The following is an 11,915-nucleotide window of genomic DNA, read 5'->3' as shown; positions in this document are numbered from 1 at the left end:
ATGGAAACCATGATCGGACTTTTGATTATCATTGTCGGAAGCTATCTATATAACATGTTCATGAGAAAAGCGAAACCCCAGCAAAAACGTTCCATCAATCGAATTAAAAAGGAAAGAACGGCGGAAAAAACGCACCCTTTGTCGGCAAAGGCTGCGAAGGATCTTGAACCGAATTTCATTCGACATTCAAAACGAAATGAACGAGAAGATCATCAAGCCCGGGCAGCGTTTGAAATCAAAGAGGCTGCGGAAGAACAGTCTGCCATGACCATTCAAGAAAAGGAATTGGTTAAGGGGATCATTTTAGCTGAAGTTCTTGGTCCTCCAAGAGCGAAAAGGAATTATTTTTCCTAGGCGGGAAAGATCAAAAGAAGTGCTGAAACTTCCTTTTATTTCATACATATGAAATGAGAGGAGGTTCTTTTTTTATGGCAAAAAAGTGGCGGCAGCAAGTAAAAAGCTGGTTTGCTAAAACACTTGACCTACCTGAAGATGTCATGATGGACCTTCCAAGAATTACGATGATCGGACAAATCCATATATACGTGGAAAACCATCGGGGGTTGCTATCTTTTTCTGATAAAGAAGTTAGGCTGTTGCTGAAACAAGGACAGTTATTAATAAAAGGAAATTCGTTTGTCATTAAAACCATTTTGCCGGAAGAAATTTTGCTGGAAGGTAGAGTGGACCAAGTTTTGTATTTGGAACAGTAGGGGGATAGTGATGAAAAACCAGTGGACGATGTTTTTGAAAGGAAAAGTATTGGTCAAAGCGGAGGGCCAAGGGACGGAACGATTCCTTAATCATTTGGTAAGATCCAACCTTTCTGTCTGGAATGCCAAAAAAACCGGGACGAAATCGGTGATATTCTATATTCAATTGGAGGATCTTTCTGAATTTCGTAAAATTGCCCGTCATTTCGAAGGAAAAATCACGTTTCTCGAAGGAAGCGGCGGTCCGTTTATAGGAAAGAAGCTTATGAAAAACAGCGGCTTGTTGGCGGGGGTGCTCTCGTTTCTCATTATATTGGTGGTGCTTTCCAATATGGTATGGGGGATCGAAATAACGGGCGCCAGTCCGGAAATGGAACATGCCATTCGGAAAGAATTAAAAAGCATGGGCATTCAAAAAGGAAAACTGCAATTTTTCATAGATGACGTCGATTCGATTCAACGCCAGTTAACAAGTCGGGTGGAAGGAATTACATGGGTTGGTGTACATTTAAACGGGACAACCTATCATTTTCAAGTAGTCGAAAAAACCGAGCCAAAGGAAAAAAAGACAACAGGACCGCAAAATTTAGTAGCGAAAAAGAAAGCTGTCATTGTTAAAATGTTTGTTGAGAAAGGACAGCCTGTAGTGAAGCGAAATCAGTTTGTTCAAAAAGGGCAATTGCTTGTTTCCGGTTGGGTTGGCAACGAAGAACATCTAAAAAGCGTGGCTTCCAAGGGAAAGGTTTGGGGAGAAACGTGGTACAAATCATCCGTTGAACTGCCGCTTGAGACGACGTTTCAAGTTTTTACCGGCAAGGAAAATAGAAGCTATTTTTTGAAAATAGGAAAGTTTTCTATTCCTGTCTGGGGATGGTGGAAGAAGGAAACATTTAAATTGACGGCCTTGGAAGAAAGCAGCCATCCTATCAAGTTTTTCCGTTGGGAACTTCCAGTTGAATGGGGCCAGTCGATCAAACGTGAATATAAAATCGTGGAACGCCGATATACGGTGAATCAGGCGGTTCAAGAGGCGAATCAATTAGCAAGAAAGGATTTGAGAAAGCATCTTCAGTCGGATGCACAAATTACGGGCGAAAAAATTTTGCATCGAAGAATAGAGAATGGTAAAGTTAGGATAACAGTATATTTCCAAGTGATTGAAGATATTGCAAAAGGACAACCAATCATTCAAGGAGATAAAGCGAATGACAGAAAAAACCAAAAATCTGGAAATCATCCTGGAAGATCCGAATGAGGCAGTAGCTTTGTTCGGCATATCAGACAGCAATTTAAAAACGCTGGAAGAAGAATTTCAAGTTTCTCTCATTACAAGAGGTGAAACGATTCTTATTTCAGGGAAAGAACAAGAAGTCGAGATTGTACACAACATTTTAAAACAGCTGTTGAATGTGATGAGGAAAGGGATCCACATCAGCCAAAGAGATGTTGTGTACGCTGTACAAATGGCGAAACAAGGGACAATCGATTACTTCGATGGATTGTATGACAAAGAAATTGCGAAAAATGCGAAAGGAAAATCCATTCGCGTCAAGACAATTGGCCAGCAGCATTATGTTTCAGCCATTCGACAACATGACCTTGTATTTGGGATAGGACCTGCGGGAACGGGGAAAACGTTTTTAGCGGTCGTGATGGCGGTGCATGCACTCAAAAATGGATTCGTAAAACGCATCATTTTAACAAGACCTGCCGTTGAAGCAGGGGAAAGCCTAGGATTCTTGCCCGGGGATTTAAAAGAAAAAGTAGATCCCTATCTGCGGCCTCTCTACGATGCGCTTCATGATGTATTAGGCGTTGAACATACGCAGCGCTTGATTGAGAGAGGAACGATTGAAATTGCTCCGCTTGCCTATATGCGGGGCCGAACATTGGATGATGCTTTTATTATATTGGATGAGGCTCAAAATACCACTCGTGCCCAAATGAAAATGTTTTTGACCCGGCTTGGATTCGGATCGAAAATGGTCATCACTGGCGACAGAACTCAGATAGATCTCCCGAAAGGGGTCCATTCCGGACTTATTAGCGCTGAACATATTTTGCGGGATGTACCGGGGATTGGTTTTATATACTTAGAACAAACGGATGTTGTAAGGCATCCATTAGTTTCTAAAATTATTGAGGCCTATGATCGTTTCGATGAATAAGTCCGGTGGCGACACCCGGGCTTATTCTTTATCCAAGTTCCGTCTGTTAACGTTTCCTTGCTTCAGATGAATGACGGTTTTTTAAAAATTCATTGATACAAAGCTATCATCGCTTTCATTGTTGGATTCTACTGATATCAGGTGAGTAGTGGATGGACGTGTCGGATATCGCCGTTTAAAGGAGTCATCACACGATGTCCGTAAAAGATCCTGATGCTTGATCGGGGGATATGTACGATGATTGTACAAAAGTGGATAACCCGTATACGCTCTGCTGTCAGCTATTCGATGTTGGCTGCGCTCATGTATACACTCCTCACAATTATTTTGTTTGTCGTCCTTTATATGAATGTAAAACCCGAAACGTATGATGTAGAATTGTTTTCCGTTGCGGATAAAACAATCCGTTCACCGAAAACGATCGTTGATAAAGAAAAAACGGAAGAGGAACGAAAAAAGGCAGCTGAAGAAGTGGAAGATGCCTATGTCTATAATCAAGATACTGCTCTCAATCGGGTTTCTCTCGTGAATTCCATATTTGATTTTATACAAGAAGTAAAAAAAGAAAGTCAAAAGGAAGAACGGGCGCCATTAGCCGAACTGAAAGATAAACTGACGAAAAATGTGACAGAAGATGTGACGAAATCGATTAGCGATGATGTTTTTTTAACGTTGTTGTCCGCCGATCAAGAAGAACTAGAAAAAACACGGAATGCGATTGTGGACAATGTGGAGTTTACGTTGCAGCAGCGGATTCGCAAGGAACATTTGACTGATTTTCAAAACCAAGTCGAACAAGCGATTGAAAAAAATCCATTGGCCCCAGATTTAAAACGGGCTGCGGTTGAAATTGGACGTTATGCCATCGTGCCAACTGAAGAGTATGACAGCCGGTTGACCTCCGAGCGGAAAGAACAGGCCCAAGAAGAAGTGGAACCGGTAAGGATTTTACAAGGACAAGTCATCGTCCAAGAAGGTCACTTAATTGACAGGGACATTTATCGGCAATTAAAACTGCTGGGTCTTATCAATCACCAACGTTCATATAAACCTGTTTTTGGACTCCTTATTTTTGTTTTGGTTGTCGTTTTTTTGCTCATTTATTCTTTTCATACCGCTTCTTTGCCTTCAGAAAAGAAAAAGAGCTATCTGCTTTTAGTGGGCATGATTTTTACTTTTTCTTTTTTGTTAATGAAAATCATTGCCTGGATTGGAAATAACGACTATGCTCAGTTGAGCTTCCTGTATCCGGGAGCGCTTTCTTCCATGCTCATTACCATTTTAATCAATGAGCGGACAGCAGCAATCGTCGCCATTCTTTTGGCGGCTTGCGGGAGCATTATGTTTCATAATGGAACGAGTGAAACCATTCATGTCGAAATGGCTATTTATCTATTGTTCAGCGGTTTAACGGGAAGTTTGTTTTTATTGAAGCATCGCCGCCGCTTGAATATTTTACAGGCGGGAGTTTATGTGTCCATTGTCAATGTGCTCGTCATCTTATTTTTGAAATTAATCGGCAATGGATCGTATTCTGGAAAGGAATATTTGTTTTTTGCCTTGTTTGCTTTTATATCCGGGATAGCGTCTGCCGTGCTGACGCTAGGCTTATTGCCGATGATTGAAAGTGGATTTGGCGTTTTGTCGACGATGAAGCTGATTGAACTATCGAATCCGAACCATCCTTTATTGAAAAAGATTTTAATGGAAACGCCGGGTACTTACCACCATAGCATCATGGTGGCCAACCTTTCAGAAGCGGCATGTGAAGCGATCGGGGCGAATGGCTTGCTTGCAAGGGTGGGATGTTATTACCATGATATCGGCAAAACAAAAAGACCAAAATTTTTTATTGAAAACCAAATGGATCATGAAAATCCCCATCAACATCTGTCTCCTGAGGTCAGTAAACAAATGATCATCGATCATGTGGTGGACGGAGCGGCTATGCTGCGAAAAGAAAAGCTGCCGAAGGAAATTGTGGATTTTGCCGAGCAGCATCATGGGACCACTTTGGTAAAATATTTTTATTATAAAGCGATTGAAAAAAACCACGAAGTGAATGAAGAAGATTTTCGATATCCGGGTCCTAAGCCGCAGACAAAAGAAATTGCCATCGTCAGCATTGCCGATAGTGTGGAAGCGGCTGTCCGATCGATGAAACAGCCAACTGTTGAACAAATAAAAAGCCTCGTCCATAATATTATTCAAGACCGTTTGCGGGACGGGCAGTTTAGTGAATGTGATATTACTTTAAAAGAACTGGAAATTGTCAAACAAACGATTTGTGATGCATTAAATGGTATTTTTCACTCGCGGATCGAATATCCGGAAATGAAAAAACAGACGGAGGAAGCAACATGAGTTTAATGATTGATTTAATCGATGAAACGAATGAATTAAAGCAAGAAGATTTGGAATTAGTGGAGCAACTGCTGCAATTTGCGTCTGAAAAAGAAGGGATTCAGGAGGAAAGCGAAGTGTCTGTAACCTTTGTCGATAATCAGCGCATCCAAGAAATTAACAGGGATTATCGCCATAAAGATCAACCGACAGATGTGATTTCCTTTGCTCTTGAAGAGACTGACGAGGAGGAAGTGGAAATCATTGGTGAAGATATGCCTAGAGTTTTAGGGGATATTATTATCTCTGTTCCTAAAGCACGTGAACAGGCTCATGATTATGGCCATTCTTTTCAGCGTGAACTCGGATTTTTAGCGGTGCATGGATTTCTTCATCTTCTCGGATATGACCACATGACAGAGGAAGACGAAAAAATCATGTTTTCACGGCAAAGGGAAATTTTAAATGAATATGGACTCAAAAGATAAAGATCGGAACGTTTTCAGCGTCCATCGATTAAAACGGTCCTTTTCGTTCGCTTTTGGCGGAATAGGTACGGCATGGAAAGAAGCGAACTTTAAAATTCACGTTATGGCGGCATTCTTAACTATGGCGGCCGGTCTCGCTTTTCAACTCTCAAAATGGGAGTGGATGATCCTCTTACTTTTATTCGCAGGAATGTTCGCGCTGGAAATGGTGAATACCGCCATAGAAAAAATAGTGGATTTAGCGACACAAGACTACCATCCGCTGGCAAAAGAGGCAAAAGATTTAGCGGCGGGGGCGGTGCTCGTCTACGCTATTTTTGCTGTTGTGATCGGCATGATCATCTTTTTACCGAAATGGTTTCGACTTTTTGTATGAATGGAAGAGTCGATCAAAAGGCGGCTCTTTTTCAAATCATGCGATTTGTGGGGAGTTCAGAGGAAGCGAAACGGAATTTGGGGAGAAAACACCAAGTTTTAACTTACCCAATTTGAAATCATGCCATTTGTCGGTTAAAATGAGAGCGTAAGCCAATGAAAAACAGCCTTGTGGAATTAAATGGTTTTTTGAATCAACGAGGCAATAATGACGAATTTTTCTGAAATTTTCACTTCTCTCTCTCCATATGGAGAAAAAATGGTGTAAAATATAGATAGTGATTCAATCCGGTTGGGGATTTGGCTTTTTAAAGCGCTTACAAACGAAAGTCTTTGGTTTCACAAAGGATTTGCTCAAAATCATCATACTAAGAATCTTACAACAGTGGAGGATTTTCGAAAACTATGGCGACAATCAATGCAGATTATAAATCAGGATTTATTTCCATTATTGGTAGACCGAATGTCGGTAAATCAACCTTTCTGAACAGGGTGATCGGTCAAAAAATTGCTATTATGAGCGATAAACCGCAAACAACAAGAAACCGAATTCAGGGAGTTTATACAACGGACGATGCCCAAATGATTTTTATCGACACTCCCGGCATCCATAAGCCAAAGCACAAACTTGGCGACTTTATGGTAAAAACGGCTGTAAACGCCCTTAAGGAAGTAGATTTGATTTTATTTATGGTGAATGTGACGGAAGGGCTCGGCCGGGGAGAACAATATATCATCGAAATGCTCAAAGATATCCAAACACCCGTTTTTTTAGTATTAAATAAAATTGATCAAATACATCCTGATGAGCTTTTTCCTATGATTGAACAGTACAAAGAACTTTATCCTTTCCAGGAAATATTTCCGATTTCCGCGCTTAATGGAAATAATGTTGATCGCTTGCTTTCGGCCATTAAAGAATATTTGCCGGAAGGTCCTCAATATTATCCGGCGGATCAAGTGACTGACCATCCGGAACGTTTTATCGTCTCGGAATTGATCCGGGAAAAAGTTCTGCATTTGACAAGAGAAGAGGTTCCTCATTCGATTGCGGTTCTGATTGACAAAATGGAACGCGAGGAAGAGAAGGATCTTGTGCATATCATGGCCACGATTATCGTAGAACGAGATTCCCAAAAAGGCATTATCATCGGTAAACAAGGGAGAATGCTGAAGGAAGTAGGAAAACGAGCTCGAATGGACATTGAAAATCTTCTCGGTTCCAAAGTCTTTTTAGAATTATGGGTAAAGGTTCAAAAAGATTGGCGTGATAAAATATCTGCTCTACGCGAATATGGTTTTCGAGAAGACGAATATTAAGATCTTGAGTTTTTGACAAGGTACTTGAAAAAATTGCACCTAATAAATCGGGTATAGGCGGGGGAAAATATTATCACAACATTTTTGCTAGTTTCAATCAAAGAAAGGCGGGGTTATGATGTTGGATTTTACCTGGAAGCTGTTTTCGAAAACGGGTAATATTGATACGTATCTCTTGTACAAAGAGTTGGAAAAAGAAAGCCAATCTGCTCGCTTGGAAGAAGAGGAAGAACTAGCAGAAGCCGAATTTCCGTTGTCTTGAAAAGGCCCGTTGGTGCAATGAAAGGATGGCCTTCAACGTGTTTCAAAAGTGTGAAGGAATTGTCATACGATCGACTCCGTATGGCGAATCAAATAAAATCATCACATTGTTTACAAGAGAATTTGGAAAAATGGCTTTAATGGCGAGAGGGGCTAGAAAACCGAATAGCCGCCTCTCCGCCATTACCCAGCTGCTCTTTTGCGGGCAGTTTTTGTTTCAGTCATCTAGAGGATTAGGAACTCTGCAGCAAGGAGAATCTATTCATTCTTTCAAAGAAATAAGGGAAGACTTGTTTAAAACTGCTTATTCTTCGTATTTGGCTGAACTGCTGGATAAAGGAACAGAAGAAAGTAAAGTCAACCCGTATTTGTATGAGCTTTTTTACCAAACATTGGATTACATAGATGAAGGCTATGATGCAGCTATATTGACCAATATTTTTGAAATGAAAATGCTGCAGGTGATCGGCCTTCGTCCGGAGTTGAATCAATGTGTGAACTGCGGCAGCAAAGAAGGGCGTTTTGCCTTCTCGATTAGAGAAAACGGTCTTCTTTGTCATCGCTGTTTTGAATTAGATCCTTATTTGCTTCCCGTTTCTCAAGCCACTGTAAAATTGCTGCGCCTTTTTTATTATATTGATCTTCGGCGTCTTGGAAGTATATCAGTGAAACCTCAAACAAAAAAAGAACTGCGTACGGTCCTTTCCATGTATTATGACGAATATTCGGGTTTGTTTTTGAAATCTCGAAAATTTCTCGAGGAGATCGAAAAAATGCAAAGCATGCTTGGCCCATCTTCGAAAGAAGGAGATTGACAAACGTGGTGGGATCGATTATTTTTGAATATGAGGAATAGCTATTCAATCTGTGGTATTATTAGAGTCCACGGTTAGTTGAAATGTAAATTTCATATGTTGCGAAGAAGGAAAGGAGTACCTGATTACGTTCTATCTCAGCGAATCCGGGATGGTGGGAGCCGGACATAGGGCATCAGGGAACGGCAGTCCGGAGCAAATATTTTAAAAAGTGGCCAGACGCTAAGAAAGCGGAGGCAAATAGGGTGGAACCGCGGGTGTAACTCCCGTCCCTATGCAGATTTACTGCATAGGGACGGGAGTTTTTGTTTTGGACTCCATGCGTGGAAAAACGAAGAATGTCTTTAGCAAGACTTGTTTTTAGCAATTGGATCATATGGAGGTGTACGAAATGAATATACAAGAAATGATTCTTACGTTGCAGAAGCATTGGTTGGATCATGGCTGCATTCTCATGCAGGCTTATGATGTAGAAAAAGGGGCAGGGACGATGAGCCCGTATACGTTTTTACGGGCAATTGGACCGGAACCTTGGAATGTTGCTTATGTGGAACCAAGCCGACGGCCGGCAGATGGCCGTTATGGGGAAAACCCCAATCGACTGTACCAGCACCATCAATTTCAAGTGATTATGAAACCTTCGCCAGCCAATATTCAAGAAATCTATTTGGATTCTTTGCGTGCTCTTGGAATTGATCCGCTTGATCATGATATTCGCTTTGTAGAAGATAACTGGGAAAACCCGTCTCTCGGCTGTGCAGGCCTCGGGTGGGAAGTATGGCTAGACGGGATGGAAATCACTCAATTTACCTATTTTCAACAAGTAGGCGGACTGGAATGCAAGCCTGTTTCCGTGGAAATTACGTATGGAATTGAACGATTGGCTTCCTACATACAAGAAAAGGAAAATGTTTTTGATTTGGAGTGGACAAATGGATTTACTGTAAAGGATATTTTCTATCAGCCTGAATATGAACACTCCAAATATACATTTGAAACATCGGATCCTGACATGTTGTTTAACTTGTTTAATACGTATGAAAAAGAAGCGAAGCGCCAAATGGAGGAAGGATTGGTTCATCCTGCCTATGACTACATTTTAAAATGCTCCCACGTATTTAATATTCTCGATGCGCGGGGCTCCATTTCGGTGACAGAACGAACGGCTTATATCGCTCGGATGAGAAATTTGGCAAGGCAAGTGGCCAAAACATTCTACGAAGAAAGAGAAAAATTGGGATTTCCTATTTTAAAAGGGAAAGGGGAGAAAGCGCATGACTAAAAGGGACCTTTTGCTTGAGATTGGATTGGAAGAGATGCCGGCCCGTTTTGTGACCGAGTCCATGAATCAGCTTGGAAAAAAAGTAGAGGAATTTTTTCAAAAAGAAAACATTGACTATGGAACGGTTTCCCTATTTTCCACTCCTCGCCGATTAGCTGTTCTTGTAAAAGATGTGGCGGAATCCCAGGCAGATGTTCATGAAGAAGCTCGAGGCCCAGCTAAAAAAGCGGCTTTAAATGAAGCGGGTGAATGGACAAAAGCAGCAATCGGGTTTTCAAAAAGCCATTCAGCTACTGTTGACGACATTTATTTCAAAGAGGTCAAAGGGATTGAATACGCTTTTGTGAAGAAATTTTTGAAAGGCCAGCCAACGGTTCAATTGCTTCCCAAATTAAAAGAGTTGATTGAGGGCATGAGCTTTGGGAAATATATGCGCTGGGCCGATCACGATTTGCGGTATGTACGTCCTATCAAATGGCTCGTTGTCTTATTTGGAAGCGAAGTGATTCCATTTGCGATTACGGATGTAGAAACGAATCGATTCAGTTATGGACACCGTTTTCTTGGCGGGAAAATTCAATTGGATTCTCCTGCTGAATATGAAACGAAGCTAAAAGCGGAATATGTCATTCCGAACCCCGATGAGAGAAAACAGTTAATCCGCAGCCAGTTGAAGAATTTAGAAGAAAAGCATGGCTGGGTCATCCCGATTGACGAAGAATTATTGGAAGAAATAAATAACATTGTGGAATACCCTACCGCTTTATTCGGCTCTTTTCAGGAAGAATTTTTAAATCTGCCGGAGGAAGTGTTAATTACTTCCATGAAGGAGCATCAGCGCTATTTTCCTGTAAAAACTGCCGACGGAAAGCTTCTTCCTCATTTTGTGACGGTCCGAAACGGAAACGATCGGTCTCTTGAAACGGTGGCTAAAGGGAACGAAAAAGTGTTGAAAGCGCGTTTAGCTGATGCTGATTTCTTCTATAAAGAAGATCAAAAGCTGAAAATTTCTGAAGCGCTGGAAAAACTTTCGTCCATCGTATATCACGAGAAAATTGGGACATTGGCAGAAAAAGTAGCCAGGATACGAAAATTGTCGTCTTATCTTGCAGAGAGACTGCGTGTAGAAGAAGAAACAGCGCAGAAAGCAGACCGTGCTGCTGAAATATGCAAGTTTGATTTAGTCACGCATATGGTATACGAGTTTCCGGAATTGCAAGGGATCATGGGAGAAAAATATGCGCTTCTTCAAGGAGAAAATCCTGAAGTGGCAAGGGCGATTAATGAACATTACCAACCACGGAATTCGGAAGATGAACCTGCGAATTCACTTGTAGGCGCCATCGTAGGCGTGGCCGACAAATTAGATACGATTATCTCTTGTTTTGCTGTGGACATTATCCCAACCGGCTCTCAAGACCCATATGCTCTTAGAAGACAGGCGACTGGCATTGTACAGACCATGTTGAAGCATAAATGGAATCTTTCGCTGGAAGCTTTGTTAAAGGACAGCATTGATATCGTGTTAAGCGCTGGAATCGGCCAAAAGGAAACAGCAGAAATCTATACGGCTGTATTGGACTTCTTTAAACAACGAATGAAGCACATTTTAGAAGAAAAAGAAGTGCGCTATGACGTTATTGAGGCTTTGTTAGATGTTTCCATTCATTCTTTGGCAGAGGTGGAAGCAAAAGCGGAAGTTCTGATGAAACGAATCGGTCAACCTTCATTCAAGGAAGTGGCGGAAGCACTAAGCCGAGTCCTTAATATTACGAAAAAAGCAACTGAGGACAAAGAAATTCGTGAAAATCTATTTGCGAACGAAAGTGAAAAAGAACTATATGAACGTTATGTGAACTTGAAAAAAGAATGGAAACAAGATATTTCTGCTGAAGAGCGTTTCCAACTGCTTGAAAGTTTGCGTCCTGCGATTGAACGCTATTTTGATGAAACTATGGTCATGACCGACGATGAAGAGATCAGAAACAATCGGTTGGCGCAAATGAAGGAGCTTTCCCGCTACATTCTAGAGTTTGCCAACGTGAATTTGTTAGTGATAAAATGAACTTTCAGATGGAAAAGATGGTTTCCGTTGTAAGTTGTTTTTGCGTAAGTTTGACTGTTCCGGCCCATACTATATCAAGATGTGA

The 11,915-nt window shown here is 41.2% G+C and carries 12 protein-coding genes; all 12 read left to right on the top strand.

Annotated features, from left to right (window positions below; all coding sequences use genetic code 11):
- The 12 genes from BSM4216_RS10720 (at position 1) to glyS (ending at position 11,830) form a co-directional block, all read left to right on the top strand.
- Complete coding sequence (locus BSM4216_RS10720; protein WP_048623712.1) at positions 1-354, top strand: hypothetical protein; 354 nt, start codon at positions 1-3, stop codon at positions 352-354.
- Between the two features lie 74 nt (positions 355-428).
- Positions 429-713: a sporulation protein YqfC gene (yqfC, locus tag BSM4216_RS10715; protein ID WP_048623711.1), complete on the top strand. Its 285-nt coding sequence runs from the start codon at positions 429-431 to the stop codon at positions 711-713.
- A gap of 10 nt (positions 714-723) precedes the next feature.
- On the top strand, positions 724-1,968 hold the full coding sequence (gene yqfD, locus BSM4216_RS10710; RefSeq protein WP_003355398.1) for a sporulation protein YqfD: 1,245 nt from the start codon (positions 724-726) through the stop codon (positions 1,966-1,968).
- On the top strand, positions 1,919-2,881 hold the full coding sequence (locus tag BSM4216_RS10705) for a PhoH family protein (protein WP_003355397.1): 963 nt from the start codon (positions 1,919-1,921) through the stop codon (positions 2,879-2,881). The genes yqfD and BSM4216_RS10705 overlap by 50 nt, the downstream gene beginning before the upstream one ends.
- Before the next feature lie 237 nt (positions 2,882-3,118).
- Positions 3,119-5,245, top strand: a complete 2,127-nt coding sequence (locus BSM4216_RS10700; RefSeq protein WP_048623710.1) for an HD family phosphohydrolase — start codon at positions 3,119-3,121, stop codon at positions 5,243-5,245.
- Positions 5,242-5,712 (top strand): rRNA maturation RNase YbeY, encoded by a 471-nt coding sequence (gene ybeY, locus BSM4216_RS10695; protein ID WP_048623709.1) that lies wholly within the window; start codon positions 5,242-5,244, stop codon positions 5,710-5,712. The genes BSM4216_RS10700 and ybeY overlap by 4 nt, the downstream gene beginning before the upstream one ends.
- On the top strand, positions 5,690-6,088 hold the full coding sequence (locus BSM4216_RS10690) for a diacylglycerol kinase family protein (protein WP_174521016.1): 399 nt from the start codon (positions 5,690-5,692) through the stop codon (positions 6,086-6,088). The genes ybeY and BSM4216_RS10690 overlap by 23 nt, the downstream gene beginning before the upstream one ends.
- 404 nt (positions 6,089-6,492) lie before the next feature.
- Complete coding sequence (gene era, locus BSM4216_RS10685) at positions 6,493-7,407, top strand: GTPase Era (RefSeq protein ID WP_003355392.1); 915 nt, start codon at positions 6,493-6,495, stop codon at positions 7,405-7,407.
- A gap of 118 nt (positions 7,408-7,525) precedes the next feature.
- Positions 7,526-7,669: a YqzL family protein gene (locus BSM4216_RS16390; RefSeq protein WP_003355391.1), complete on the top strand. Its 144-nt coding sequence runs from the start codon at positions 7,526-7,528 to the stop codon at positions 7,667-7,669.
- A gap of 37 nt (positions 7,670-7,706) precedes the next feature.
- A complete protein-coding gene (gene recO / locus BSM4216_RS10680; protein ID WP_156179249.1) occupies positions 7,707-8,483 on the top strand; it encodes a DNA repair protein RecO in 777 nt (258 codons plus the stop codon).
- A gap of 391 nt (positions 8,484-8,874) precedes the next feature.
- Complete coding sequence (gene glyQ / locus BSM4216_RS10675; protein ID WP_048623707.1) at positions 8,875-9,765, top strand: glycine--tRNA ligase subunit alpha; 891 nt, start codon at positions 8,875-8,877, stop codon at positions 9,763-9,765.
- Positions 9,758-11,830 carry a glycine--tRNA ligase subunit beta gene (glyS, locus tag BSM4216_RS10670; protein WP_048623706.1) on the top strand — a complete coding sequence of 691 codons (2,073 nt, stop codon included), beginning with the start codon at positions 9,758-9,760 and terminating at the stop codon, positions 11,828-11,830. The genes glyQ and glyS overlap by 8 nt, the downstream gene beginning before the upstream one ends.
- The last annotated feature ends 85 nt before the right edge of the window (positions 11,831-11,915 follow it).

The sequence above is a fragment of the Bacillus smithii genome (assembly GCF_001050115.1).
GTDB classification, from domain to species: domain Bacteria; phylum Bacillota; class Bacilli; order Bacillales; family DSM-4216; genus Bacillus_O; species Bacillus_O smithii.
This window is presented reverse-complemented; position numbering and strand designations above follow the sequence as displayed.

Coding starts and splice junctions, on each gene's coding strand:
- BSM4216_RS10720 (WP_048623712.1), top strand. CDS start 1: ATGGAAACCATGATCGGACTTTTGATTATCATTGTCGGAAGCTATCTA.
- yqfC (WP_048623711.1), top strand. CDS start 429: ATGGCAAAAAAGTGGCGGCAGCAAGTAAAAAGCTGGTTTGCTAAAACA.
- yqfD (WP_003355398.1), top strand. CDS start 724: ATGAAAAACCAGTGGACGATGTTTTTGAAAGGAAAAGTATTGGTCAAA.
- BSM4216_RS10705 (WP_003355397.1), top strand. CDS start 1,919: ATGACAGAAAAAACCAAAAATCTGGAAATCATCCTGGAAGATCCGAAT.
- BSM4216_RS10700 (WP_048623710.1), top strand. CDS start 3,119: ATGATTGTACAAAAGTGGATAACCCGTATACGCTCTGCTGTCAGCTAT.
- ybeY (WP_048623709.1), top strand. CDS start 5,242: ATGAGTTTAATGATTGATTTAATCGATGAAACGAATGAATTAAAGCAA.
- BSM4216_RS10690 (WP_174521016.1), top strand. CDS start 5,690: ATGAATATGGACTCAAAAGATAAAGATCGGAACGTTTTCAGCGTCCAT.
- era (WP_003355392.1), top strand. CDS start 6,493: ATGGCGACAATCAATGCAGATTATAAATCAGGATTTATTTCCATTATT.
- BSM4216_RS16390 (WP_003355391.1), top strand. CDS start 7,526: ATGTTGGATTTTACCTGGAAGCTGTTTTCGAAAACGGGTAATATTGAT.
- glyQ (WP_048623707.1), top strand. CDS start 8,875: ATGAATATACAAGAAATGATTCTTACGTTGCAGAAGCATTGGTTGGAT.
- glyS (WP_048623706.1), top strand. CDS start 9,758: ATGACTAAAAGGGACCTTTTGCTTGAGATTGGATTGGAAGAGATGCCG.